The organism is Pseudescherichia sp. L3, from assembly GCF_024656065.1.
Lineage (GTDB): Bacteria > Pseudomonadota > Gammaproteobacteria > Enterobacterales > Enterobacteriaceae > Pseudescherichia.
On the sequence record NZ_JANKYC010000001.1, the window covers coordinates 1,340,273 to 1,366,635 of the forward strand.

24 protein-coding genes are annotated in these 26,363 nt (G+C 59.4%); 8 read left to right on the plus strand and 16 right to left on the minus strand.

The features are described 5' to 3' along the window. Positions 1-11: 11 nt before the first annotated feature. The 7 genes from NR795_RS06510 to NR795_RS06540 all read right to left on the minus strand — a co-directional run bounded on the left by NR795_RS06510 (position 12) and on the right by NR795_RS06540 (position 7,339). Positions 12-185 (minus strand): GhoT/OrtT family toxin, encoded by a 174-nt coding sequence (locus NR795_RS06510; protein ID WP_072015224.1) that lies wholly within the window; start codon positions 183-185, stop codon positions 12-14. A 207-nt stretch (positions 186-392) separates the two neighbouring features. Beyond that, positions 393-1,817 carry an aminobutyraldehyde dehydrogenase gene (gene patD, locus NR795_RS06515; protein ID WP_257757626.1) on the minus strand — a complete coding sequence of 475 codons (1,425 nt, stop codon included), beginning with the start codon at positions 1,815-1,817 and terminating at the stop codon, positions 393-395. 24 nt (positions 1,818-1,841) lie between these two features. After that, positions 1,842-2,648, minus strand: coding sequence for an ABC transporter permease (locus NR795_RS06520; RefSeq protein WP_257757627.1), 807 nt, complete (start codon positions 2,646-2,648; stop codon positions 1,842-1,844). Beyond that, positions 2,638-3,579 (minus strand): ABC transporter permease, encoded by a 942-nt coding sequence (locus NR795_RS06525; protein ID WP_257757628.1) that lies wholly within the window; start codon positions 3,577-3,579, stop codon positions 2,638-2,640. The genes NR795_RS06520 and NR795_RS06525 overlap by 11 nt, the downstream gene beginning before the upstream one ends. Beyond that, complete coding sequence (locus NR795_RS06530; protein ID WP_257757629.1) at positions 3,580-4,590, minus strand: ABC transporter ATP-binding protein; 1,011 nt, start codon at positions 4,588-4,590, stop codon at positions 3,580-3,582. Positions 4,591-4,606: 16 nt separating this feature from the next. Next, positions 4,607-5,749, minus strand: a complete 1,143-nt coding sequence (ydcS, locus tag NR795_RS06535; protein ID WP_257757630.1) for a putative ABC transporter substrate-binding protein YdcS — start codon at positions 5,747-5,749, stop codon at positions 4,607-4,609. Between the two features lie 180 nt (positions 5,750-5,929). Further along, positions 5,930-7,339, minus strand: coding sequence for a PLP-dependent aminotransferase family protein (locus tag NR795_RS06540; RefSeq protein ID WP_144815566.1), 1,410 nt, complete (start codon positions 7,337-7,339; stop codon positions 5,930-5,932). Between the two features lie 177 nt (positions 7,340-7,516). Between NR795_RS06540 and NR795_RS06545 the strand changes: the two genes are divergently transcribed. The 3 genes from NR795_RS06545 to NR795_RS06555 are packed head-to-tail and all read left to right on the plus strand — an operon-like array spanning position 7,517 to position 10,058. Beyond that, a complete protein-coding gene (locus NR795_RS06545; protein WP_144815562.1) occupies positions 7,517-8,917 on the plus strand; it encodes a cytochrome ubiquinol oxidase subunit I in 1,401 nt (466 codons plus the stop codon). Further along, a complete protein-coding gene (cydB, locus tag NR795_RS06550) occupies positions 8,917-9,927 on the plus strand; it encodes a cytochrome d ubiquinol oxidase subunit II (RefSeq protein ID WP_257757631.1) in 1,011 nt (336 codons plus the stop codon). Before NR795_RS06545 ends, cydB begins: the two co-directional genes overlap by 1 nt. Beyond that, entirely contained in the window at positions 9,927-10,058 is a 132-nt protein-coding gene (locus NR795_RS06555; protein ID WP_103820197.1) for a DUF2474 domain-containing protein, read from the plus strand. The genes cydB and NR795_RS06555 overlap by 1 nt, the downstream gene beginning before the upstream one ends. A gap of 46 nt (positions 10,059-10,104) precedes the next feature. On the opposite strand, the gene NR795_RS06560 is transcribed toward NR795_RS06555, so the two are convergent. Both NR795_RS06560 and NR795_RS06565 read right to left on the minus strand, forming a co-directional pair. Further along, positions 10,105-12,066, minus strand: coding sequence for a U32 family peptidase (locus NR795_RS06560; RefSeq protein WP_257757632.1), 1,962 nt, complete (start codon positions 12,064-12,066; stop codon positions 10,105-10,107). A 94-nt stretch (positions 12,067-12,160) separates the two neighbouring features. Beyond that, a complete protein-coding gene (locus NR795_RS06565; protein ID WP_257757633.1) occupies positions 12,161-12,736 on the minus strand; it encodes a helix-turn-helix domain-containing protein in 576 nt (191 codons plus the stop codon). Positions 12,737-12,826: 90 nt separating this feature from the next. Here NR795_RS06565 and NR795_RS06570 point away from each other — a divergent pair, with 90 nt between their 5' ends. Then, the gene (locus NR795_RS06570; RefSeq protein ID WP_257757634.1) at positions 12,827-13,999 is read left to right on the plus strand and encodes a benzoate/H(+) symporter BenE family transporter; all 1,173 of its coding nucleotides are present in this window, start codon (positions 12,827-12,829) and stop codon (positions 13,997-13,999) included. On the opposite strand, the gene NR795_RS06575 is transcribed toward NR795_RS06570, so the two are convergent. Continuing rightward, positions 13,973-14,845: a helix-turn-helix domain-containing protein gene (locus NR795_RS06575; RefSeq protein ID WP_257757635.1), complete on the minus strand. Its 873-nt coding sequence runs from the start codon at positions 14,843-14,845 to the stop codon at positions 13,973-13,975. The genes NR795_RS06570 and NR795_RS06575 overlap by 27 nt on opposite strands. Positions 14,846-15,028: 183 nt before the next feature. Between NR795_RS06575 and NR795_RS06580 the strand changes: the two genes are divergently transcribed. Continuing rightward, the gene (locus NR795_RS06580; RefSeq protein WP_257757636.1) at positions 15,029-15,937 is read left to right on the plus strand and encodes a DMT family transporter; all 909 of its coding nucleotides are present in this window, start codon (positions 15,029-15,031) and stop codon (positions 15,935-15,937) included. A 41-nt stretch (positions 15,938-15,978) separates the two neighbouring features. Here NR795_RS06580 and NR795_RS06585 read toward each other — a convergent pair whose 3' ends face one another. Then, a complete protein-coding gene (locus tag NR795_RS06585) occupies positions 15,979-16,647 on the minus strand; it encodes a DUF3313 domain-containing protein (protein WP_144815539.1) in 669 nt (222 codons plus the stop codon). A gap of 134 nt (positions 16,648-16,781) precedes the next feature. Continuing rightward, the gene (locus NR795_RS06590; protein ID WP_144815535.1) at positions 16,782-18,377 is read right to left on the minus strand and encodes an ABC transporter substrate-binding protein; all 1,596 of its coding nucleotides are present in this window, start codon (positions 18,375-18,377) and stop codon (positions 16,782-16,784) included. Positions 18,378-18,503: 126 nt separating this feature from the next. On the opposite strand from NR795_RS06590, the gene pepT reads away from it, so the two are divergent. Next, entirely contained in the window at positions 18,504-19,733 is a 1,230-nt protein-coding gene (gene pepT, locus NR795_RS06595) for a peptidase T (protein ID WP_144815531.1), read from the plus strand. Here pepT and tehB read toward each other — a convergent pair. Further along, complete coding sequence (tehB, locus tag NR795_RS06600) at positions 19,730-20,326, minus strand: tellurite resistance methyltransferase TehB (protein ID WP_257757637.1); 597 nt, start codon at positions 20,324-20,326, stop codon at positions 19,730-19,732. The two genes, pepT and tehB, sit on opposite strands and share 4 nt — an antisense overlap. 126 nt (positions 20,327-20,452) lie before the next feature. Here tehB and ydcK point away from each other — a divergent pair, with 126 nt between their 5' ends. After that, complete coding sequence (gene ydcK, locus NR795_RS06605; RefSeq protein ID WP_257757638.1) at positions 20,453-21,433, plus strand: YdcK family protein; 981 nt, start codon at positions 20,453-20,455, stop codon at positions 21,431-21,433. On the opposite strand, the gene rimL is transcribed toward ydcK, so the two are convergent. The 3 genes from rimL to NR795_RS06620 form a co-directional block, all read right to left on the minus strand. Continuing rightward, the gene (gene rimL, locus NR795_RS06610) at positions 21,430-21,978 is read right to left on the minus strand and encodes a 50S ribosomal protein L7/L12-serine acetyltransferase (protein ID WP_257757639.1); all 549 of its coding nucleotides are present in this window, start codon (positions 21,976-21,978) and stop codon (positions 21,430-21,432) included. The genes ydcK and rimL overlap by 4 nt on opposite strands. A 14-nt stretch (positions 21,979-21,992) precedes the next feature. Continuing rightward, positions 21,993-23,648, minus strand: a complete 1,656-nt coding sequence (locus NR795_RS06615; protein WP_257757640.1) for a glucan biosynthesis protein D — start codon at positions 23,646-23,648, stop codon at positions 21,993-21,995. 112 nt (positions 23,649-23,760) lie between these two features. Beyond that, complete coding sequence (locus NR795_RS06620; RefSeq protein WP_257757641.1) at positions 23,761-25,104, minus strand: VOC family protein; 1,344 nt, start codon at positions 25,102-25,104, stop codon at positions 23,761-23,763. A 250-nt stretch (positions 25,105-25,354) separates the two neighbouring features. On the opposite strand from NR795_RS06620, the gene NR795_RS06625 reads away from it, so the two are divergent. Next, positions 25,355-26,278, plus strand: a complete 924-nt coding sequence (locus tag NR795_RS06625; protein WP_257757642.1) for a LysR substrate-binding domain-containing protein — start codon at positions 25,355-25,357, stop codon at positions 26,276-26,278. Positions 26,279-26,363: the final 85 nt, after the last annotated feature.

Here is a 26,363-nt window from a genome sequence, read left to right on the forward strand (position 1 = left end):
CCGGCGCGCTCTTAGAACAGCGAGATCAGCAGCGCTACCGGAAAGCTCATCGGCCAGGTGGAGCCGATCAGAAATGCGCACAGGAAGCGGATCCGCTTGCGATCCTTTGACAGGAACCAGGTGATAAGGGCACAGATCGTTGCCATCACAGCGTAGAAGACCAGCATTTTTTGGTATAGGGTCATAGCCGACATTTGCTCAAAATAGAATAAAACGCGCGCAATATGCATTTTTTATTGATGTAAATCAAGCTTTATCCCTGTCAAAGCGAGGGAAAAGCCCTGTTGATTATCTGCAGCGGGCGAAATAAAGAGAAGAGCAAAAAAAGAAGGCAACAGTACAGTTTTGCGACACCGTAGGCCCGGTAAGCGAAGCGCCACCGGGCGCATACTCTAGTGTTTAATCATGACGTGGCGAATCACGGTGTAGTCTTCGATGCCGTAGACCGACATATCCTTGCCGTAGCCGGACATCTTCTGCCCGCCGTGCGGCATCTCGCTGACCAGCATAAAGTGGGTGTTGACCCAGGTGCAGCCGTACTGCAGGCGAGCGCTTAGCCGGTGCGCCCGGCCCACGTCCCGGGTCCATACCGATGAGGCCAGCCCGTAGCGGGAGTCGTTGGCCCAGTTCAGGACCTGATCCTCATCGTCAAACGCAGTCACGCTTACTACCGGGCCAAATACCTCGTTCTGGACGATGTCATCCTCCTGCTTCGCCCCGGCCAGCAGCGTCGGCTGGAAATAGTAGCCTGCGCCGTCGCGCTTCTCGCCTCCAGTCACTACGCTGATATGCCCCAGCGCTTTCGCGGCCTCTACCGCCTGCGTTACCCGCTCCAGGTGGGCTGCGGAGCTGAGCGGCCCCAGCTCGGTGCTTTCGTCGTCTGGCGCACCCATCTTCAGGCTCGCCACCGCTGCGCCCAGCTTCTCAACCAGCGCATCGTAAATACCTTTCTGGGCATAGATACGGCAGGCGGCGGTACAGTCCTGACCCGCGTTGTAGTAGCCAAAGGTCCGTACCCCCTCCACCACCGCGTCGAGGTCGGCATCGTCAAAGACGATAACCGGCGCTTTGCCCCCCAGCTCCATGTGGGTGCGTTTCACTGAAGAGGCGGTGTGGCCGATGATATGCTCCCCGGTGGCAATGGAGCCGGTCAGGGAAACCATTCGCACCTTCTCGTGCCCGGTGAGCGGATCGCCCACGGTCTTGCCCCGGCCAAACAGCACGTTAAGCACCCCGGCCGGGAAAATATCCTTCGCCAGCTCCGCCAGCTTCAGGGCGGTGAGCGGCGTGATCTCTGACGGCTTGATCACTACGCAGTTACCGGCCGCCAAAGCTGGAGCCAGCTTCCAGGCCGCCATCATCAACGGGTAGTTCCAGGGCGCAATCGATGCCACCACGCCCACCGGATCGCGGCGGATCATCGAGGTATGCCCCTCCAGATACTCGCCCGCCGCCAGTCCGTTCAGGGTGCGCGCCGCCCCGGCGAAGAAGCGAAAGACGTCAACCACGGCGGGGATCTCATCGCCTGTCACGCAGTGCAGCGGCTTGCCGCAGTTAAGGGACTCCAGCTGGGCCAGCGCCTCGGCATTATCTTCAATGGCCTGGGCGAGATCGAGCAGCGCCTGGGCACGGACTTTCGGTGTAGCATAGCCCCACTCGCTAAAGGCGCGATCGGCGGCCTGCACCGCAGCGTCCACCTGGGCGGCAGAGGCTTCGGCGATCTCCAGCAGCACCTCACCGGTTGCGGGATTATAAACCGCCTGCTTTTCCCCTTCGCCGCTGACCAGTTGGCCATTAATTAACAGTTGATCTTGCATAGTCATATCCTGGTTGAGGGTCAGTTATTTCTCGTTGCCAAAGGCGTTCTCGCCCCTGCGGGTCAGCCACCATGCGCCTAAAATCGGCAGCGTGGTCACCAGCATTACCAGCAGCGCCACCACGTTGGTGATCGGCACCTCGCGCGGTCTGCCCAGCTGATTTAGCAGCCACAGCGGCAGGGTGCGTTCGTGTCCGGCGGTAAAGGTGGTGACGATGATTTCATCAAACGACAGGGCAAACGCCAGCATTCCGCCCGCCAGCAGCGCCGAGCCAAGATTGGGCAGCACCACGTAGCGAAAGGTCTGCCAGCCGTTGGCCCCCAGATCCATCGACGCCTCCACCATGCTCCAGGCGGTGCGCCTGAAGCGGGCGATGACGTTGTTAAAGACCACCACCACGCAGAAGGTGGCGTGGCCAATCACGATGGTCAGAAACCCCGGCTCCAGCCCTACCGTTTTAAACGCCGTCAGCAGCGCCAGACCGGTTACGATGCCCGGCAGGGCAATGGGCAACAGCAGCAGCAGCGAGACAGCACTCTTGCCAAAAAACTGGCTGCGCCAGAGAGCACAAGCAGCAAGCGTGCCAAGTATCAGCGCCACCAGCGTCGCCAGTGCCGCCACCTTAAGTGACAGTGTCACAGCCTCGAGGATGTCGCCCCGCGATGCGGCTACGCTGAACCAGCGCAGCGTCAGGCCCTGAGGAGGGAAGCTAAAGGCGGCGTCTTCGGTATTAAAGGCATAGATGGCGATAATCAGCAGCGGGAAGTGCAGAAAAATCACCCCGCCCCAGGCAGCCAGTTTTAACAGCAGCGGTGCGCGATCAGAGTGCATCGAACGCTCCCAGGCGCTTCACGAACGCCAGATAGAGGGCAATTAAGATGATAGGAACCAGCGTAAACGCCGCTGCCATCGGCATATTGCCAATTGCGCCCTGCTGGGAATAGACCATGTTGCCAATGAAGAAGCCCGGCGGGCCCACCAGCTGGGGAACAATGAAGTCTCCCAGCGTCAGGGAGAAGGTAAAGATTGACCCTGCCGCGACGCCGGGGATTGCCAGGGGCAGCACCACGTGCCGGAACGTCTGGGCCGGTCGCGCGCCGAGATCCGCCGACGCCTGCAGCAGCGATGGCGGTAAGCGTTCCAGCGCCGCCTGCACCGGCAGGATCATGAACGGAAGCCAGATGTAGACGAAGACCAGGAAGCGCCCGAGGCCGGAAGTTGAGAGCGTGCTGCCGCCCACCGCAGGCAGGGTCAGCACGCTCTCCAGCAGCGGCTGCAAACCCAGATGCTGTAAAAACCACTGGGCCACGCCGTCCCGCGCCAGCAGCAAGGTCCAGGCGTAGGCCTTAACGATATAGCTCGCCCACATCGGGAGCATTACCGCAATATAGAAAAAGGCCTTCATCTTGCCCTGGGTATAGCGAGCCATAAACCACGCCAGCGGAAAAGCGAGGATCGCGCTTGCAATGGTCACCGCAATCGCCATGGTCAGCGTGCGCAAAATAATGTCGTAGTTGGCGGGCTGAAACAGCGCCTGCAAATTCGCCAGGGTTAAATCCGGCGTCACCGACATGGTGAAGTCGTCGAAGGTGTAAAGCCCCTGCCACAGCAGCGTTAGCAGCGACCCGAGATAGACAATACCAAACCAGATCAGCGGGGCGATCAGCAGCAGGAAAAGGCCCAGCGTCGGCTTGCGCCAGAACAGCCCGCTCAGGCGACCATGCGCCGACGGGCGCGGGGCTGGCATAGCGCTCATCGCCATCTACGCCTCCTGCAGCAGAACCATTGCCGCACGGGACCAGGAGAGCGGCACGGTCTGCCCTGGCTGGAGTGAAGCAGGCTGACGGGCATCAAGAAGATTGGCCTCGCTGACCAGCAGCCTCTCGCCATCCGCAAGCTTTAGCTCAATGCGCGTCGCGGCTCCCTGATACTGTACCGTCTGCACCACGCCCTCGGTTTGCACTTCATTCGTCCAGTCCAGCCGGATATGCTCTGGACGCAGAGAGTAGCTTCCGGCCATGCCGCACAGCGCCTGCGCCCTGGTGGCGCTAAACACGTTGGAGGTGCCTACAAAGCCCGCCACGAAGGGGGTGCGCGGCCGCAGGTAGAGATCGCGCGGGGCAGCAATCTGCTCGATCTTACCGTTATTGAACACCGCGACGCGGTCGGACATCGACAGCGCTTCGCCCTGGTCGTGGGTGACAAAAATAAAGGTGATGCCCAGATCCTGCTGAAGCTTCTTTAGCTCGAACTGCATCTGCTCCCGCAGCTTAAGATCCAGCGCGCCAAGCGGCTCGTCCAGCAGCAGCACGCGCGGCTGGTTAACCAGCGCCCGGGCAATGGCAACCCGCTGCCGCTGCCCCCCGGAGAGCTGGGACGGTTTCCGCGCGTGGGCAAACCCCAGCGCCACCCGCTCCAGCGCCTCGTGGGCTTGAGCATGGCGGGCTTTTTTGCCGATGCCTTTGACCATCAGCCCGTAGGCGACGTTATCCAGAATCGACATGTGCGGAAAGAGGGCGTAATCCTGAAACACGGTATTGACGTCGCGCTCCCACGGCGGTAGCTCGCTGGCCTGTTTGCCAAAAATGCGCACCGCGCCACCGGAGAGCTGTTCAAACCCGGCGATCAGCCGCAGGCAGGTGGTTTTGCCGGAGCCGGACGGCCCCAGCATAGAGAAAAACTCTCCGTCGTTAATGGCCAGGCTAACCCCGTCCACCGCCCGAACGTCACCGTAGATCCGCGAGACATTATCAAACTCAACGGCATAAGTCATGCGTCACTCCTGACGATCAGCGGCCGCCCATGATGGCGATGTAATCCTGAGTCCAGCGGCTGTAGGGCACGAACTTACCCCCTTCGGCAACCGGCGTTTTCCAGAAGGCGATCTTGTCAAAGAACCCATAGCCATTGGTTTCGCAGCCCTTCTCGCCCAGCAGGGAACTGGCCTTGCAGCCCTCCGCCACCACCGGCAGCGAGCCAAACCAGGCGGCCACGTCGCCCTGCACCTTCGGCGTCAGTGACCAGTCCATCCATTTGTAAGCGCAGTTGGGGTGTTTCGCATCGGTGTGCAGCATGGTGGTATCCGCCCAGCCGGTCACCCCCTCCTTCGGGAAGACCGTGGCGATGGGCTGGCCTTCGGCTTTCAAAGCGTTGGCCTGATAGGGCCAGGCGCTGGAGGCCACCACGCCTTCGTTTTTGAAATCGCTCATCTGCACGGTGGTGTCGTGCCAGTAGCGGTGGATCAGTCCATGCTGGTCGCGGAGCACCTTCAGCACCGCCTGATACTGCTCTTCGCTGAGCTGATAGGGATCGCTAATGCCCAGCTGCGGCTGGGTGGCTTTCACAAACAGGGCGGCATCGGCAATGTAGATGGGACCGTCGTACGCCTGAACCCGCCCCTGGTTGCTCTTGCCGTCCGGCAGGTTCTGCTTAACGAAGATGACCGCCCAGCTGTCCGGCGGCGTCGGGAATGTTTTGCTGTTATACATCAGCAGATTGGGCCCCCACTGATAGGGCGTACCGTAGACGTTGCCGCCAACGTTAAACCAGTCGCCCTTCACCACGCGCGGGTCGACGTTTTTCCAGTTGGGGATCAGGGCAGTATTGATAGGCTGAACGCGCTTGCCCATGATCAGGCGCAGGGACGCATCGCCGGAGGCGGTAACCAGGTCGTAGCCGCCCTTCGCCATCAGGCTCACCATCTCGTCCGAGGTGGCGGCGGTCTTCACGTTCACCTGGCAGCCGGAGGCTTTTTCAAACTCGCTGACCCAGTCATACTGCTTATCGGTCTGACCGCGCTCGATGTATCCCGGCCAGGCGATGATATCGAGACGCCCTTCCCCTTTACCGACTTCCGTTGGCTCGGCTGCCTGCGCGGTGACGATAGTCATACCGAGCGCGTACAGCGTGCTGCGGGCAAATGTCTTACTCATAAGCCATTACTCCTGTCGCAATCAAATGTGCGGCAGCCGTGCCGTAAAAATATCTCCCTCAGTAAAGGTAGACGGCGCGCTGCGGCCCCACATAAGGCGCAAAAGAAATTTGCTTAGGTTGTGACAGATGACGCACTCCGCCATCTTCTGGAGCAGAGACAACGGGTTAATACCGGTGCGTTACGCCATGGCCTCGCGGATCAGCATCCCCAGCGTTTTGGCCGCCTGCTCTTCACGATCGCCCCATGCCCAGGAGGTGTTGAAGCGGAAAAAGGGAGCCCAGGTGTCCGAGGTAGAGAACATTTTGCCTGGCGCGATGCTGATGCGGTGCGCCAGCGCCCGCTCGCTTAGCTGCCCGGCATCCAGGGGGGCGGGCAGCTCAAGCCAGAGAAAGTAGCCGCTGTCGCTGGGATGGATCTTCACCTCGTCAGGAAGATGGCGTAGCAGCGCCTGCCTGGCCTGCTGCTTGCGCTCCGCCAGGGTGCGGCGCAGTCGACGCAGGTGGGCGTCGTAGCGTTTGGTGGAGAGATAGTCCACCAGCGCCAGCTGCATCGGCGAGCTGGTCGAGAGGGTGCTCATCAGCTGCAGCTGCTGGATACGTCGGGCGTGTTTCCCCGCTGCCACCCAGCCGATACGGAACCCGGCGACCAGACACTTCGAGAACGACGAGCAGTGCAGGGTCATCTCCTGCGTATCCCACGCTTTAGCAGGAAGCGGCTTCTCACGGCCAAAGTAGAGCTCGCTGTAGACGTCATCCTCAATCAGAGTGACGTTGTGCTCTGCCAGCAGGGCCACCAGCCGCGCCTTTTTCTCATTGCTCAGGGTGAAGCCGAGCGGATTCTGGCTGTTGGTCATTAGCCAGCAGGCCTTCACCGGATAGTCGTTCAGCGCCTGGGCCAGCGCATCGAGATCGATCCCCTCCTCAACGTCGGTGGCGACCGCCAGGGCCTTGAGCTTAAGCCGCTCCAGCGCCTGTAACGCCCCGTAAAAACAGGGGTTCTCAACAATCACCCAATCACCCGGCTCGGTGACCGCCTGCAGGCTGAGGTTGAGCGCCTCCAGCGCGCCTGCGGTGATCACCACCTCATCGGGAGAGATGTTCATCCCCTGCTGGGCATAGCGGCGGGCAATGGCATGGCGCAGCTCGGCATTGCCCGGCGGCAGGTTCTCGATCACGCTCATGGCGTTGGCGGTTTTGCTGACGTTAGCCAGGGAGCGGTTAAGCTGCTGGAGTGGAAACAGACGCGGATCGGGAAACGCCGAGCCAAAGGGCAGCACCGAGGCGTCGCAGCTGGCCTGCAGCACCTCAAAAATGTAGGTGTTGATGTCCACGGCCTCGTCCTGCATCACCTGGGCGGGCGGCATGGGCGGCTTACGGGAGGGAGGTGACGCAACGTAGTAGCCGGACTGCGGCCTGGCAACGATCCGTCCCTGGCTCTCCAGCATCTGGTAGGCGTGGCTGACGGTCATAAAGCTGACGTGGCTGATGGTGACCTGCTCGCGCAGCGACGGCAGCCGATCGCCGGGCTGCCAGACGCCAAGATTGATCTGCTCAATAATCTGCTGCGCCAGCTGCTGATACTTTTTCATTGCTCGGTCCTGTGAATTCCTCTCTGCCCATTGTATAACAGAAAGCGCTTTCTACGGTTAAAGGTTTAGCCAAGGGGCAACTGTTATGCTTTTAAGTTCGGGTGCTGTTTCTGCCCGCATTCATTGACATCACCTATACTTTCGCTGACATAACTTAAATTGTGCGCGGAGTCCTGCATGCTTGATCTAGACGCGTTCCATCTGGCGCGAATTCAATTCGCCTTTACCGTCTCATTCCATATTTTATTTCCCGCTATTACTATCGGGCTGGCCAGCTATTTGGCGGTGCTTGAGGCCCTGTGGCTCAAGACGCAAAATCAGGTCTGGCGAACGCTGTATCTCTTCTGGGTGAAAATTTTCGCCGTCAACTTTGGGATGGGCGTCGTTTCAGGTCTGGTGATGGCCTACCAGTTTGGTACCAACTGGAGTGGCTTCTCGCAGTTTGCCGGGAGCATTACCGGGCCGCTGCTCACCTATGAGGTGCTGACGGCCTTCTTCCTTGAGGCTGGCTTCCTCGGCGTAATGCTCTTCGGCTGGAACAAGGTCGGCCCCGGCCTGCACTTTTTCTCGACCTGCATGGTGGCCCTCGGCACGCTGATGTCGACCTTCTGGATCCTCGCTTCCAACAGCTGGATGCATACCCCGCAGGGCTATGAGATTGTCAACGGCCAGGTGATCCCGGTTGACTGGTTCAAGGTCATCTTTAACCCGTCGTTCCCCTACCGCCTGCTCCATATGTCTATCGCGGCCTTCCTGAGCAGCGCGCTGTTTGTGGGTGCCTCGGGTGCCTGGCACCTTCTCAAAGGCAACAATACGCCCGCTATCCGCAAGATGTTCTCTATGGCGCTGTGGATGGCGCTGGTGGTGGCCCCGATCCAGGCCGTGGTGGGCGATATGCATGGTCTGAACACCCTGGAGCATCAGCCAGCGAAGATCGCCGCCATCGAGGGGCACTGGGAAAACCCGCCCGGTGAACCCACTCCGCTGCTGCTGTTTGGCTGGCCGGATATGGAGCAGGAGCGCACCCGCTACGGGCTGGAAATTCCTGCCCTCGGCAGCCTGATCCTGACCCACAGTCTGGATAAGCAGGTGCCGGCGCTCAAGTCATTCCCGAAAGAAGATCGCCCTAACTCCACCATTGTCTTCTGGTCGTTCCGCCTGATGGTGGCGATGGGTCTGCTGATGCTGCTGCTGGGCGTGGTCGGGCTGTGGCTGCGCTACAAGGGCCGTCTCTACACCTCCCGACCGTTTCATCACTTCGCCCTGTGGATGGGGCCTGCCGGGCTGATCGCCCTGCTGGCGGGCTGGGTGACCACCGAGGTGGGACGCCAGCCGTGGGTGGTCTACGGCCAGCTGCGCACCATTGATGCCGTCTCGCAACACAGCACCTTGCAGATGAGCCTGACCCTGCTGGGATTCTTTGTGGTCTACTCCGCCGTCTTTGGCGTGGGGTATGTCTATATCGGCAGACTGATCAAGGCCGGTCCGCAGCCCGAAGATCGTCACCCGACAGAGGGCCGCCCGGCGCGTCCGCTCTCTGCAGCCGGTGAGTCGTTAGAGACAGAGGAGAACAAATAATGGGTATCGATCTGTCAGTTATCTGGTTTGTGATAATCGTCTTCGCCACGCTGATGTATATCGTGATGGACGGCTTCGATCTCGGGATCGGTATTCTGTTTCCCCTCATTCGTAACGGTGAAGATCGTGACGTGATGGTCAACAGCGTCGCGCCGGTCTGGGATGGCAACGAAACCTGGTTAGTCATGGGGGGCGCGGGCCTGTTTGGCGCGTTCCCGCTGGCCTACGCGGTGATTACCGACGCGCTGACCATTCCGCTGACCATCATGCTGGCGGGACTGATCTTCCGCGGCGTGGCGTTCGAGTTTCGCTTCAAGGCCACGCCTGCCCACCGTCCGTTCTGGGATAAGTCGTTTATTTTCGGATCGATCGTCGCCACCTTCGCCCAGGGCGTGGTGGTTGGCGCGGTACTGAACGGCTTTGAGGTGACCGGCCGGCGCTTTAGCGGCGGCGCGCTGGACTGGCTAACGGCGTTTAACCTCTTCTGCGGCCTGGGGTTAACCATCGCCTACGCTCTGCTCGGTGCCACCTGGATGGTCATGAAGAGCGGTGGCGCATTGCAGGAGACGATGCGACACAGGGCGAAACAGCTGCTGCTAGCGCTGCTGGTGACCATTGGCGTGATCAGCCTCTGGACGCCGCTGACCCACCAGGGCATCGCCGACCGCTGGTTCAGCGTGCCGAACCTGTTCTTCTTCCTGCCGGTGCCGCTGCTGGTGCTCCTGCTCAGCTTCTGGCAGTGGCGCAGCCTGAGTAACCATGCCCATCACACCTTACCGTTCGTGCTGACCCTGGGGCTGGTATTCCTCGGCTTTAGCGGACTCGGGATCAGCATCTGGCCGAATATTATCCCGCCCAGTATCTCCCTGTGGGATGCCGCCTCGCCGCCGCAAAGCCAGGGCTTTATGCTGGTGGGCGCGCTGCTGATTATTCCGCTGATCCTGGTGTATACCGCGTGGAGCTACTATGTGTTCCGGGGCAAAGTTCAGCCTGGGGAGGGGTACCACTGATGGCGGCACCGCGTTTCGTGAAACGGCTGTTCTGGCTGATTGCTATCTGGGTCGCCAGCGTGCTGGCGCTTACTGCGGTCAGCATGGCGTTTCGCCTGCTGATGTCGGCGGCGGGGTTTAAGTCTCACTGACCGACTTGCCCGGCGGCGCTTACGCCTGCCGGGCCTACTCTGGGTCTTACCCTTTGCGTTTTGGCATGGTCTTCATCAGCTCATCCGGGCTGATGGAGGCCACAACGCTGCCCGGCTGGGGCATCTTGAGGATATGGTTTTTCATTTTGCCAATCACGTGCATCTCACATGGACGGCAGTCAAACTTCAGGGTCAACACTTCATCGCCGTGTACCAGCTGCATCGGCGTCGCTTTCCAGCTCTTAATCGATCCCTTCGCCTGCTTCGGACAGAGGTTAAAGGCAAAGCGCAGGCAGTGCTTGGTGATCATCACCGGCACGTCGCCCTTCTCTTCATGCGCCTCGTAGGCGGCATCAATCAGCTGCACGCCGTAACGGTGATAGAAAGTGCGCGCCTTCTCGTTGTAGACGTTCGCCAGGAACGAGAGATGGGTATCCGGGTAGACCGGGGCTGGTGTCGCCACGGCTTTGCGGCTGCCGCGCGGGTAGTTTGCCAGACGGGCGCTATCAAGCAGCTCTACGGCCTCGCGGCGCAGCTGGTTCAGCTGGCTGGCAGGGACAAACAGCGCGCCCGGCAGGTTGACGCGAATATCGCGGGCGTAGTAGATAGTCTGCCCCAGCTTGGCCAGGCCATCGTGCAGCTGGCTGAGCGCCTTTTCAGCGTTGGTGGCGTCGGCAAACTCGCCCTCCAGCGTATGGGTAATGCTCACTCCCTCTTCGCTGGTCAGGGTAAGGATCAGCTGCTCCTGCCAGCCGCCCAGCTCGATATCCACGCCAACGCGGCGCTCGCTGGAGGTTTTGGTCAGCGCCTGCTGCCAGTTGTGATCGAGGTTACGGTTAAGGGGATGATTCGGCCGCACCTTGTAGAGATCGGCGGGCATCTCGTTCGGCCACACGCGATAGCGGTTTTCGCCGGTTTTCTCTACCGTATTGGCGCGAAAGCCGACAATCGCACGCTTAATCAGCACGTTTAACCCATCGCCATTCGCTAGCGTCTCGCTGGCGTCAACGTCGAGATAATCTTTGCCTACCTTCAGCACTTCACCCACCGGCAGACCGATAAACTTCGGCGAATCAAATGCGCCGATGTCGATCTTACGGGCGTTAACGAAATAGTCGGTGCTGCCGCGATGGAACGTTTTGTCCGTCGACGGGATAAAGAAGTGCTCGGTGCGCCCCGCTGAGGAACGCGCCAGGTCGCCCCGCTCCTCAATGATAGCGTCCAGCATCTGCCGGTAGTGAGCGGTGATGTTTTTCACGTAGCTCATATCTTTGTAGCGCCCCTCAATCTTAAAGGAGCGCACCCCGGCGTCGATCAGCGCTCCGAGGTTGGCGGTCTGGTCATTGTCCTTCATCGACAGGAGATGCTTTTCAAACGACACCACCCGGCCCTGATCGTCTTTCAGGGTGTAGGGAAGACGGCAGGCCTGCGAGCAGTCGCCCCGGTTCGCGCTGCGCCCGGTCTGGGCGTGAGAGATGTTGCACTGCCCGGAATAGGCTACGCACAGTGCACCGTGGATAAAGAACTCGATGGTGGCGTCAGTGCTCTCGTGGATAGCACGGATCTGCTGCAGGTTCAGCTCACGGGCCAGAACGATCTGCGAGAAGCCGACGTCGGAGAGAAACTTCGCCTTCTCTACGCTGCGGATATCGCACTGGGTGCTGGCGTGCAGCTCGATGGGGGGAATATCCAGCTCCAGCACGCCCATATCCTGCACGATCAGCGCATCGACGCCGGTCTCATAGAGGTCGGTAATCAGGCGCCGGGCCGGCTCCAGCTCATCATCATGCAGAATGGTATTCAGGGTAATAAAGATTTTTGCCCCATAGCGATGGGCAAAAGGCACCAGCTCGGCGATATCACGCAGGCTGTTGCTGGCATTATGGCGTGCACCAAAGCCGGGACCGCCGATATAGACCGCATCGGCCCCGTGCAGGATAGCCTCGCGGGCGATGGCGGTGTCGCGGGCCGGGCTTAACAGTTCAAGATGATGAGTGGGCAGGCGCATAGGGTCGTTATTATCCGTGATCAACAAAATGGCCGCTATTGTAGTGAGAAGCTGGCCCGGACGAAAACATTTTCGCTATGCTGACGCCGTCTTGTTAGGGTGCGTCAGGGCTATGGGTCGTTATTTTTCGCGCCACTCGCTCTTTTGGATAGTGGATCAGAGAGTGAAACTGGGTGGTCTGTCCGCTGCTGTTGCGGTAGGCATGGGTTTTATCCCCGGCAAACCTGAGCCCGCTTCCCGCCTGTAGCGTCTGCCACTCGCCGTCGATCCGCATCTCCAGCGTGCCGGAAATCACCACCACATGTTCAATGACACCCTGCTCGTGCGGCGTGGACTCGCTGAACGCGCCGGGGGCAAGGGTTACCGAAAAGTGGTCAAAGCGCAGCTCGCTATCCCACGGGAAAATCGGCGTAATGGTCATCGCCTGCTGGTCAGGATCGTAGGCCTGCGGCGCGCTGGCGTCCGCTGCGGTGATAAACGTGGAGAGCGGTACGTTTAGCCCGGTAGCGATTTTCCATAGCGTAGCCACCGTGGGGCTGGATTCATTACGCTCGATCTGGCCGAGCATCGCTTTCGAGACGCCGGTTTCCGTGGCGAGGCGCGAAAGGCTCCAGCCCCGGCTCTGGCGCAGCGTTTTCAGTGTCGCAGACAGATACTGTGGCAGATCCATACTCTCCCTCCCTCGTGCGTGAATGGCCTGTTGTACGTTATAACGCACAGTGCTATTTTTATCTACCGTGATAGCGTACATGGAGTCCTTATGCCCCTGCGTCCCTTTCCCTTTTCCACCCTGCTGGCAGGTTTTGTGGCGGTGCTGGTGGGCTATGCCAGCTCAGCGGCCATTATCTGGCAGGCCGCCAGCGTCGCCGGTGCCAGCCCGGTGCAAATCGCCGGCTGGATGACGGCGCTGGGGCTGGCAATGGGTATTAGCACTCTTGTGCTGACCCTGCGCTACCGCGTTCCGGTGCTCACCGCCTGGTCAACCCCCGGCGCGGCGCTGCTCGCTACCAGCCTTGACGGGGCCACCCTCAACGAGGCCGTCGGGGTATTTATCTTTGCTAATGCCCTGATCCTGCTCTGCGGCCTTACCGGCCTCTTTGCCCGACTGATGAAGATTGTCCCGCACTCGCTGGCGGCAGCGATGCTGGCCGGTATCTTACTGCGTTTTGGATTGCAGGCCTTTACTAATTTACAGAGCGATTTCAGTTTATGTGTCAGCATGTTGCTGGCATGGCTGCTCTGCAAAGCGCTAGCGCCGCGCTACGCCATTATTGCCACTCTGATTACAGGCGCATTCGTGGCCTGGCTACACGGTGACGTTGTCACGTCTGCACTGCACTTTTCGGTGGTGATGCCCGAGATAATTGCCCCTCGCTTTACTCTGACCACCTTAATCAGCGTGGGCCTGCCCTTTTTCCTGGCGACGATGGCCTCGCAAAACGCGCCCGGTTTCGCCACTATGCAGGCTGCTGGCTATCATGTTCCCGCCTCGCCGCTGATGGTCTTTACCGGCGGGCTGGCGCTGCTGGGCAGCGTATTTGGGGTCTACTCCGTCTGTATCGCCGCCATCACCGCCGCCATCTGTCAAAGCCCGGATGCGCACCCGGATGCGGAGAGACGCTGGCAGGCTGCCGCTGCCGCAGGCGTCTTCTATCTGCTGGCGGGCCTGTTTGGCGGCTCGATAAGCGGACTAATGGCTGCCCTGCCGCTGAGCTGGATCCAGACCCTAGCAGGGCTGGCGCTGCTGGGTACGATCGGCGGCAGCCTGCATCAGGCGCTGGTAAACGAACGCGAGCGCGATGCCGCGGTAGTCACCTTTCTGGTTACCGCCAGCGGCGTGACGCTGCTGGGCATCGGGTCGGCATTCTGGGGTCTGCTGGTGGGCGGGATCTGCTTTGCCGCCCTGTCAGGCGTACGCCGCGCGCATTTGTGACGGTGTCACGCCAAACACGCTTTTGAAACGGTTACTGAAGTGGCTGGCGGAGCTGAACCCGCATCCGAGGGCGATATCGGTCAGCGGCAGCGCCGTGTGGCATACCCTATCCCGGGCCTGGTGCATCCGCCGCTGCATCACATACTGGTGCGGCGCAAGCCCGGAGGAGTGACGAAACATGCGGGCAAAATGGTATTCGCTCAAGGACGCCTGGCTGGCGAGATCGGCAAGAGTCAGCGGCTCGGCAAGATGGGCGTCGATATACTCCAGCACGTTACGCAGCACCGACGGCGCCAGCCCGCCGGTGCTGCTCGGCATGCGCCACTGCACGCTGCTGTAGCGCTGAATAATATGGGTCAGCAGCAGCGTCGATGCCGTGCTCAGGGTAAGCTGGTTGGCCTGCTGCTGCCAGTCGCAGTCGAGCAAAAACTGGCGATAGAGGGCGGTGATCTGCGCATCCTGACCAAAGGTCTTCTCATCCAGCGTCAGCGTGGCCGGGCTGCGATCCCAGATCTGCTCCCCCACGCTGCGCAGGTGCGCATCGGTGCAGTAGAGGTGCACGAAGGAGAGATCGTCGCGAATATCCCAGGTCGATTCACTCTCTTTCGGCAGAAGACAAAACCGATCCGGCCCGCCGCCGTTTTGCCAGCCGCTGCGGGTTTTATGGTAGCTCTCATAGCCGTCGGCAACGTAGAGGCTCAACGTGTGGTGATCGCAATATTGGGTAATGCGATCGCGCTTGTTGGACCATGCGGCCAGCTGCATGCCATTATTCAGGGCCACTGAATTTTTCAGCACCGCGCTATGCCTGCGCAGGTTTTCAAAAGCACCGTAGGTTTCTGCCATTGCCACATTAACAAGTGATTAACCAGATCCTTAGTGTATGAAGAGTGCGGCACGGATGAAAGCGTTGCCGCCCTCTGACCGCCAAAAAACCGCAAGAATTTGCAAGTCTCCCGCAATCCCCTGCAAGCGTCACCGCCCGCCACGCTCAACAATAGGGTTTTTAACGATGGAGAGCAGCGCACGATGAACGCATTAATGTATGGCCTGGTGGTGGTGATTTGGGGAACGACGTGGATTGCTATCCATTTGCAGCAGGGGTCGGTCGCTGCGCCGGTCTCCATCTTCTGGCGCTTCGCGCTGGCCTCGGCCATCATGCTGCTGACCCTGCTGGTGCTTAAGCGGCTGCGCGCCCTGACGCTCCGGGATCACCTGATGTGTATGGTGCAGGGCGGCTGCGTGTTTGGCTTCAACTTCTGGTGCTTTTACACCGCTGCGGCGTGGATCAACACCGGCCTTGAGTCGGTCATCTTCTCCATGGCAGTGCTGTTCAACGCGATAAACAGCTTTATCTTCTTTGGGCAGCGCCCGCCAGCTCGCTTCTTTCTTGCCGCTGCGCTGGGCCTGACCGGCATCGTCGCCCTCTTCTGGCAGGATCTGCTGGCGAAAGAGCTGAACGTTAACCTGCTGCTGGGCATTGGCCTGTCTGCGCTGGGCACCCTGGGCTTCTCGCTGGGCAATATGATCAGCCTGCGTCACCAGCGTAAAGGGCTGGAGACCATGACCACCAACGGCTGGGCCATGTTCTACGGCACGCTGATTATGGGTTTTATTGCCCTGGTACGGGGCGACAGCTTCACGCCCGAGTGGACGGTGAGCTACCTCAGCGCGCTGGTTTACCTGGCGCTGTTCGGATCGGTCGTTGGCTTTGGGGTCTATTTTACGCTGGTGGGTCGCATCGGGGCGAGCAAAGCCGCCTACAGCACGCTGCTCTTTCCGCTGGTGGCGTTAACGCTCTCTACCCTGTTTGAAGGGTACCGCTGGGAGAGCAATGCCGTGGTGGGGCTGGCGCTGATCCTGGTGGGTAATCTGGTGATGTTTACCCGGCCAGAGAGTCTGCTGCGCGTCTGGCACGGGCGGCCGCGCTCGGCGTGAGGGAAAAGAGAAGCGCCATCACCGGGATGGCGCTTCGCTGACTACGGTTTTTTAACCTGGAACAGCGCCGCATCGCTGGCCAGATCGTCCACCACCTGCTTGAGGGTATCGACGGTAAGCGGTGTATTCTGGTTATTGAGATCTTTACCCTCGCCTTTACGCACCACTTTGATCACCGGTTTGTTGGTAGCGGCGTCAATCAGCTCGCCCTCAAAATAGAGCGCGGTATCCATGGTACGGTGACCGGTGGCGGCCTGGGTGCCTGCTACCACCATCGCAATTGGGATCACCTCATAGAACTGCAACCCCTCTTTACTGGAGTCGACGCCGGTGATCGCGCCACGGAAAATCAGGCTGCGCGGACCGGGCTTAGCCACCAGCGGCTTGCGTTGGGCAGCGGCAGCTTTCAGCTTGGTATTGGTGTAGGTCAGCAGGCCGTTGAGGGTATCCTGACCAATCTGCGTGGTGGGTTTAGGTTGCGGATAGTAGGTAATGGGGTTGTAGACGATGCTATCGTATTTGCTGTCATCAAACGACGGATCAACCCAGCGCAGGACCGGTTTCCCCGAGGCGGAGGTCGCCTCTTTCAGATTTGAATAATCTTTTAAGAAACCGGAATACTTTTCGGGCTGTGTAACTTTCGACGAGCACCCTGTCAGAGCCAGCAGCCCCGACAGTACTGCGACCTGAATCAATGAGTGAGTACGCATGTATTTATTCCTGGAATTATGACGATGCATACGGAGTTATAGCAAAACTTGATTAGGGTCGTTGTGACTAAAAGAGCGCTGGCTCACCCTTTTACCAAAAATCATGCCTGCGCATGACCGCAGGCATGGGTTGATTATTTTTTTAAATCGACCTGATAAAAAATGTGTTTGCCAAAGGGATCGATCTCATACCCCTGCACCTCTTTGCGCACCGGTTCGAAAATCGTCGAGTGGGCAATCATCACGGCGGGCATCTGGTCATGCATCATCTGCTGGGCCTGCTTGTAGAGAGCAGTACGCTGAGACCGATCGGTGATGCCTTTCGCTTCGGCAATAAGCTTATCAAATGGCTGATAGCACCACTTCGCCGAGTTGGATCCGCCGTCCGCCGACTGGCAGGTAAACAGCGGGCCGAAGAAGTTATCCGGATCGCCAGTGGCCGTGGTCCAGCCCATCAGCGCCGCCTGGTGCTCACCACCCTTCACGCGCTTGAGGTACTCGCCCCACTCAAAGGTGACGATTTTCGCCTGCACGCCAATCTTCGCCCAGTCGGCCTGGATCATCTCCGCCATACGCTTGGCGTTCGGGTTGTAGGGACGCTGAACCGGCATCGCCCACAGGTCAATGCTTAAGCCCTTGCTAAAGCCCGCCTCGGCCAGCAGGGCTTTGGCCTGCTCCGGGTTATAGTCGTAATCCTTAAGGTCGCTGTCGGCGCTCCAGACCCCCGGCGGCAGCAGGTTTTTCGCCGCCGTGCCGGTGCCCTGGAACACCGCATCGATAATCGCCGGCTTGTTGATCGCCATCGCCAGCGCCTGGCGTACCTTGACGTTATCCAGTGGCGCTTTCTGCGTGTTGAGGGCGAGGAAGCCCGTATTTAACCCGGCCTTGCTCATCAGGTTGATATTGGGGTTTTCGCGCATTCGCGGCAGATCCGCCGGGTTCGGGAAGGCCATCACCTGACACTCGTTCTTCTCCAGCTTGGCGTAGCGCACCGAGGCGTCAGGGGTGATGCTGAACACCAGCCGGTCAAGTTTGGCCTTGCCCTGCCAGTACTCGGGGAAAGCGGTAAACAGGATGCGGGAGTCCTTCTGATACTGTGCCAGCCTGAACGGGCCGGTGCCGATAGGGTCCATATCGACGCGGGTCGGCGTGCCCGCCTTCAGCATGGCGTCGGCATACTCGGCCGACAGGATCGAGGCAAAATACCACGCCAGATCCGCCACGAACGGTGCTTCCGGATGCGCAAGCGTAAAGCGCACGGTATGGTCGTCGACTTTATCGATGCTGGTAATCAGCTTGCCAAACTCCAGGCTCTCAAAGTTGGAGTAGTTACCGTTAGAGACGTTGTGATAGGGATGATTCGGATCCTTCTGCCGCATGAACGAGAAGATCACGTCGTCGGCGTTGAAGTCTCGCGTCGGGGTAAAGTATTTATTGCTCTGGAACTTCACTCCTTTGCGCAGATGGAAGGTGTAGGTTTTACCATCTTCGCTGACGTCCCAGCGTTCGGCGAGGCCAGGCTCTAACTCCGTGGTACCGACCTTAAACTCAACCAGCCGGTTGTAGACCGGCACGGCGCTGGCATCGACGCTGGTTCCCGAGGTGTAAAGTTGAGGGTTAAAGTTTTCAGGCGATCCTTCCGAACAGTAAACCAGCGTCTTCGCTGCCACGGTAGAACTGACCGTGAGCGCGGCCAACGCCAGTGCAAGTGTTGTGGGTTTGCTTATCATCTTTATCCTGTCGTTTATCCGGCTATCTTAGCGTGCTATCAATAAGTGCTTGTTGTTTGCCCGTTAATACATAACATTAAAGTCACACCGTAAGCACCTGATAAAACAAATAAAGAAGGATCCACTATGTCATCGCCACTCGCCAGACAATTAACCCAACGCTTTTTTAGCTACCTTGCTATCACCAGCCAGAGCGATGCGTCTGCTACCACCCTGCCTACCACAGCGGGCCAGTATGAGATGGCCCGCGTGCTGGCCGACGAGCTAAAAACGCTGGGATTAGAAGAGATTGTGATCGACGACTACGCCACCGTGACGGCGGTTAAAAAGGGCAATGTGGCAGGCGCGCCGCGCATCGGTTTTATTACCCATATCGATACCGTAGACGTCGGACTGTCGCCGGATATTCATCCACAGATCCTGCAGTTTACCGGCACAGATCTCTGTCTGAATGCCCAGCAGGATATCTGGCTGCGCACCGCCGAGCACCCGGAAATTCTAGCCTACCCAGGGGAAGAGATTATCTTTAGCGACGGCACCAGCGTGCTGGGCGCGGATAACAAGGCGGCGGTAACGGTAGTCATGACCCTGCTGGAGAATCTGACCGCAGAGCATCAGCATGGCGATATCGTGGTGGCCTTTGTGCCCGATGAGGAGGTAGGCCTGCGCGGGGCCAAGGCGCTGGATCTTAAGCGTTTCGACGTCGAGTTTGCCTGGACCATCGACTGCTGCGAGCTGGGGGAGATTGTTTACGAGAACTTTAACGCCGCCCAGGCGAAGATCCGCTTTACCGGCGTCACGGCGCACCCCATGTCAGCTAAGGGCGTACTGGTCAACCCCCTGCTGATGGCCACGGACTACATCAGCCATTTCGATCGCCAGCAGACGCCGGAGCATACCGCAGGCCGCGAGGGCTATACCTGGTTCAACGGTATGGAAGCAGTACAGGGCCACGCCGTTCTCAGCGCCAGCATCCGCGATTTCGATAAAGAACGCTTTGAGGAGCGCAAGCGGCAGATTGGCGAGGTGGCGCAGCGTATTGCCGCGCAGCACCCCACCGCGAAGGTGGAGTATGAGATCGAGGACGTCTACAGCAACATCAGCAACGCCGTGGGCGAGGATCGCCGCGCCATCGATCTGATGTTTGAGGCAATGGAGAGCCTGGGCATTACGCCGAAGCCAACCCCGATGCGCGGCGGAACCGACGGCGCAGCGCTCTCGGCGAAGGGGCTGCTGACCCCGAACTTCTTCACCGGTGCGCACAACTTCCACTCGCGCTTTGAGTTCCTGCCGCTGAAATCCTTCGAGGCGTCCTACAACGTCGCGCTTCAGCTCTGTCTGCTGGCGGCCCGCTAAGCGGGTTTACGGGCCAGCAGCGTGGCGAAGCGCAGCTTGATGCGGTTGCCATTGGCGTCGGTGCGGTGTAGCTCACCGACGTCTTCATTGTATTTTACGACTTCCCAGCCGGTGTAGTACTCCGCCAGCTCTCCGGTTTTAAAGGCAAACTGGAAGCCGACCGTGCAGGGAAAATCGTCCGTGTCCATCGCGGCGACAATCAGGTTATAGCCCCCCGGTACGGTAGTGCGTTGCATATTGGCAATCAGGCCAGGGATGGTTTGCGGCTCAAGGAACATCATCACCACGGTGGAGAGAATAAAGTCATACTCTCCCTCAAAGCTCATCGCGTTGAGGTCGACGGTGGCGATCTCAAGATTAGTTAGTCCCTCAGCTGCCTTAATACGTTCGATATTGGCGATGCTCATGGGATTCTTGTCCCATGCCGTGACACTGTAACCGTTAGCGGCAAGGTAGAGGCTGTTACGACCATTGCCGCAGCCGAGATCGAGCGTTTTGCCCGGTGGAACCCGCCCCGCCGCAGCCAGCACCTCAGAATGGGTGCGGGTTAAACCATATTTTTCAGTGAAGTAATTCTCATCAACCTGGGCCATGATCCATCCTTACGTGGCGGGAAATTTAAAATGATATTTTAAATGCATTTTATTGAAATTCCTTTGCAATAGCCAGAGCGGCAAAGTTTGCTACGTTTATCTAAGGCCATCAGTGGAAAACCAACAATGAATAAGTATCGCCTGAGCGATGCCAGCCGCTCATTTAGCTATCAGGATAACGGTGAAAAGCGGCACGTTATCCTGCACCAGATCGTCGCCCTGCGGGATTTTCATGATGTCCAGGCCGGCACGCTGGGCGGCTGGGTAGAGGATGAGCAGGTGCTAAGCCAGCAGGACAGCTGCTGGATCTACGATGAGAACAGCATGGTGTTCGGCGGCAGCCGGATACGCGACTGCGCCCGCATTAGCCAGTCCTGCACCATTTACGACGGGGTAGAGATTAGCGGCCATGCCTGGGTTGATGGGTCGGAAATCTGTCGAGGGGCGCGTCTGAGCGGCAACGTGCTGGTGCAGCGGTCGCGGGTGAGCGGCGAGTGTCTGCTCGGCGACGATGCACGGATCCTCAACGGCAGCGAGATTATTGCCGCCCGTGGTCTCACCCTCGATCACGACGCCACCCTGCGCATCTACGACCGGGCCACGGTGAACCACTCCCGCATCCTGCACCAGGCGCAGATTTACGGCGACGCCATCGTCAATTACGCCTTCGTTGAGCATCGCGCAGAGGTCTTCGACTTCGCCCTGCTGGATGGCAATGAGGAGAACGACGTCTGGGTCTGCGACTGCGCCAGGGTATACGATCGCGCCCGTCTGGTCGCCGGACGCGGGGAAGATGCCATTCCCACCCTACGCTACAGCGCTCAGGTAGCAGAGAATGCGGTGGTAGAGGGCAACTGCGTGCTGAAGCACCACGTGCGCGTCGGGGGTGAAGCGCGGCTCAGCGGCGGACCGCTGGTGCTGGACGACTATGTTCTCGTTCAAGGCCGGGCGCAGCTCAGGGGCAATCTACTGATCGAGGGACATATTGAGATTAGCGGCGATGCGGCGGTGACCGCCCTGGAGGAAGAGTCTATTCACCTGCGCGGTCCGAAGGTGATGAGCGGCGCGGAGCGTATTACCCGCACGCCGCTGCTGGGGGCACTCTAGGCGTCGATAATCCGCGCGTAGAGGTTTTGATCGTCATAGCGGCCGTTGAGGAACTCGGCCTCTTTCAGGCAGCCCTCCAGCACGAAACCCGCGCGCTGGGCTACCCGATTGCTGGCAGCGTTATCCACCCGGCACTTGATCACAAAGCGCCGGATCTCGCCGCTCTGGGCATAGTGCTGAATAAACGCCTCCAGCGATTGGGAGAGAATGCCCTGCCCCTGATGCCCTTCATCCAGCCAGTAACCAATATAAGCGGTTTTGTTCAGCGGCTCGATGGCGTTAAACGACAGCACGCCGACGAGGGTCTCCTGCTGCACAATCAGGAACATTTTGGCATACCCACGCTGGTGCAGCATGATGTTACTCTGGGCGTTTTTCAGTGAGTCCTCTTCGCTGGCAACATACTGCGGCCAGTTTAGCGACTGCTGGAGCCACGCCCGGTTCTTCACCACCAGCTGATACAGCTCGCTGACGAAACGCTCATCAATGGCGCACAGATTCAGGGTGTCACTAACGGGGATCAGCTCATCCGTACTGGTCTGCATCTTCTCTCCTTAACCTAGCGCATCACGCGGTCATCAACGTAGGTCCGCTTGTCCGGGGCTGGCGGGAAGTATTGATAGAGCCAGGTTTCGCTGACCGCCTCGCCCTGGCAGCGCAGGAACATGCGCATCTCCACCGGATCGGTGGCGTCGTTAGTGGGATACCAGTCGAACTGGATGCGATAGCCGTCAAACGGCTCCACGTAGAGGATTTCCACCTGCTTCGCCTCACCGTTAGAGAGGGTGATCACGGGCTCAATGCCCCTCGGGGCGGCCTCTTTGATGTTGCCTCCGGCAAAGTCGATGGCGAAACGGCGGGCCCACACCTGCGGATAGTGCTCGCCAGGTGCCCATCCTTCCGGGAAGCCGCCCATGCCGGTGCGGGTCGCCAGCACGCGGGCCAGCGGCGTATGCACCGGCGGCTGCGCGCTCCAGTAGAGGCGGTACTGGAAGGCGAGACTGTCCCCGGCTTTGACCGGTTTTTCCGGCTGCCAGAAGCAGACGATGTTATCCAGCGTCTCACCGGTCGTGGGGATCTCCATCAGGTTAACGCTCCCCTTGCCCCAGCTATTGCGCGGCTCGACCCACAGGCTTGGGCGCTTGTTGTACCAGCCCATCACGTCCTGATAGTGGGAGAAGTCGCGATCCAACTGCAGCAGCCCAAAGCCTTTCGGGTTGTTATCGTCGAAGGCGTTAAATTGTAACTTCTGCGGGTTATTGAGCGGGCGGCAAATCCACTCCCCATTACCCCGCCACATCGCCAGACGGTCAGAGTCGTGGATCTGCGGGTGAATGGTGTCGCACATGCGCCGCTCGTTGTTGCCGCAGCTGAACATGCTGGTCATCGGTGAGATCCCCAGCTGTTTGATGTTCTTGCGGGCGTAGAGATGGTTATCCACCTCCATGATCACCTGGTTTTGCTCGCAGTGGATCACGAATTTATACGCGCCGGTCAGGCTCGGGCTGTCCAGCAGGGCATAGACGGTAAAGGTGGTGTCCGTGGGTTTCGCCGTTTCGAACCAGAACGAGGTGAAGTCCGGAAACTCTTCGGGGGTATCGGTAAAGGTGTCGATCGCCACGCCGCGGGCGGAGAGGCCGTACTGGTAGGTACTGTCAACCGCGCGGAAGTAGCTTGCCCCAAGGAAGGAGACGATATCCCGACGGGCCAGCTCCGGGGCCTTAAACACGCGGAAACCGGCGAAGCCGAGATCGCTCTGCCCCTCGAGCTGTTTGGTATCAACGCCTGCGTCGTGGTAGTTAAACAACTCCGGCCGGAAGTGGATCTCACGGGCCTGTTGGCTGGAGGGATCCAACGAGAACATGCGCACCCGGCGGCGGAAGCCCATCCCCACGTGGAAGAACTGCACGTCAAGCTGGCGGCCCTCTACGTTGTTCCATAGCGACTGCTTTGCATCGTACTGAATGCTGTTGTAAGCCTGCGGCGTCAGGGTGGCGAGCGTCTCGGGCAGCGCACGCGGCGCGCCTCCCCACGGCGTTTGGGCCAGATCGTGCGCCGTCGCCTGCAGGCTGGAAAAATCAAAACGATGGCTTTGACCATCGGCAATGCCGGGTTCCGCTGCAAAGGCAGCGCGGGAAAAGAGCGAGGCGAGTCCTGATGTCCCGCTCGCAGCGGCCAGTATCATAGAAGATTTTAAAAAACGTCTGCGGTTCATGCCTGAGAAAACGTCCTTTTGGTCGTGTGAAAGCGCTCCGCCCGCAAGCGAAACAGCGGCAATAAAAGCACGCCCACTCTAGACAACTTTGTCGCAGAATCCAATGAGAGTTTTACACTAGTCCACAACGCCGCAGGCTGCGCACCTCCGCTGCCTGGTAAAGCGCAAACTCATCCAGTACCGAACAGCCCAGCGCCTGCTCAAACGCCTCACGGCTGGCATTACCATGCTGACGCTGCTGAGTTTCATTGCCAAGATTGGACTGGAAAATCCCTGCCGCGCTGACCGGCAGAAAATCTTCGTAGGTGATGGGCTGCGCTACTACCCAGCCGCGCTCGATCAGCGGCTGTGGATCGTCTCCTGGACCAAAGGCGTGACGATGGCCCTCTCCGGTGGGCGTCAGGCGGTAGCGGAAGTAGGCCAGCCCCTGACGGCGTAGCATCAGCTCACTGTCGGGAAAGGCTTTGAACTTCTCCTGCAGGTGATGCTGGTGGATCAGGTTATCTTTTCCGGTGCCCGCCTCGGCCAGCAGCCTGTCGTAGAGCGCCCGTCCTTTTGGCGTCAGGGCCGCGCCACGCTGCTCGATCTCACCGAAGCGCGCGCTGTGGGTTCCCCGATGCTCGCCGGCAAACAGCACCGGCTCCTCCAGCGCCTTGAAGCTGGTTTGCCGCAGCAGGAGCGGCACCTCACGCCGGGGCGGCCCTTCGATAAGCACTTTCGGTTCAATACCGTACTCCGGCATCAGGGCCTGGACCCGATCGATATCCAGCGTGCGCGGAGTCAAATGGTTAATGTGGCAGCCGGGAAAGCAGACAACGTCAGCAATCAGCCGGTGCTCGCTGTGCAGCGCGTGATAGGTGTCGTAGTCAACGGTGGCATGCTGATGCCAGCGAAAGGTCTCCAGCGCCTGCTGAACAAACTCGCTGGCCTGAGCCGCCGTGAATCCCCCCTGCTGCTCAAAGCAATCCAGCAGCTCCAGACAGCGCGGGGTGAAAATCGAACGCTTAGCCAGAATCGCTTTCGCGCGCTGGCGCAGCGACTCGCTCTCAATCAGCTCGGGCCGCAGGAGCGAGGTAAAGACGCGAAACGGATTGCGGCACAGCGCCTCGTCATCAACCGGGCGAAACGCGGTGGAGTGCACCGGCACCCCTGCCTCGGAGAGATCGTAGTAGCCTACCGGCTGCATCCCCATGACCGCAAAGAGTCGTCGCAGCGTAGAGAGCTCCAGCGGCGTACCGACGCGAATGGCCCCGTGGCGCTCGACGTTGAGACGCGCCAGCTCATCGGCATTGGCGAGCTGCTCATGCAGCTTAGGGTTGTTCTCAAGTACCGCCAGATTGACATCGGCGACCAGCTCCAGCAGCGTGCCGTACTGGGGAACTTCCTGCTGGTACATGGCCGACATGGCCTGTGAAAATGCTTCCCGGATCTCATCAGCCGTGATTGTATACGCCATAATCTCATTTCTCCCCTTTATCTACCTGGAGTGTAGAGAAGGTCCTCATCCGGCGCGGGAAAAAATTACAAAGTGTGATCGGGGCAAAAAGTGTAAGCGTAAGTTACATAACAAAAAATTATACCACCACGCTGGGCAAACGCCTGGCCGTTGAGCAAAGCGGTTAAATGTTAATAATATTTTGCTAGCAGGTTATCAAATTTAGATAACTTTTCTTGTCAGCGGTTGCGCTCTGTTTTTAACATTGGTTATGGAAAAAAATGGTCTCTTCAGTCAGCGCATCCGCTTGCGCCACTTACATACCTTTGTCGCCGTCGCTCAACAGGGAACGCTGGGGCGCGCGGCAGAAACGCTCAACCTGAGTCAGCCTGCGCTATCGAAAACCCTTAACGAGCTGGAGCAACTAACCGGCACGCGGCTCTTCGATCGTGGCCGGATGGGGGCGCACCTCACCGTGGTCGGCGAACAGTTCCTGACCCATGCGGTACGGGTGCTGGACGCGCTGAATACCGCCGGACAGGCGCTGTACCACAAAGAGGGCGTGAACCATGACGTGGTGCGCGTTGGCGCGCTACCTACCGCCGCGCTGGGCATTATGCCGCCGGCGATTGGCGAATTTCATCGCCACCTGCCGCACATCACGCTTCAGGTTGCCACGATGAATAACCCGATGCTGCTGGCCGGTCTGAAAACCGGCGAGCTGGATATCGGTATTGGCCGCATGTCAGATCCAGAGATGATGAGCGGCCTGAACTACGAGCTGCTGTTTTTAGAATCCCTGAAGCTGGTAGTGCATCCCCATCACCCTCTATTAAAAGATACGGTGACGCTCAGCCGGGTGATGGAGTGGCCGGTAGTGGTTGCCCCGCAGGGCACCGCCCCGCGCCAGCATACCGAGGCGCTGCTGGCGGCCCAGGGGTGCACCCTGCCCTCCGGCTGCATCGAAACGCTGTCGGCCTCGCTCTCCCGCCAGCTTACCGTTGAGTATAACTACGTCTGGTTTGTGCCTTCCGGCGCGGTAAAGGACGATCTCAAACAGGGGGCGCTGACGGCGCTGCCGATCCCGGCTCAGGGCGCGGGCGAGCCGATTGGCATTATTACCCGTATCGACGCCCCGCTTTCGGCGGCGGCGCAAACGCTGCTTAGCGCGATCCGAAAATCGATGCCGGTTTAACACAGCGTGCGCTTTAGCGCTCTTCCAGCGGCTGTTGTTACACAAATTGTTGCGCATATTGTTGCGCAAAGGGTAAACATAACGT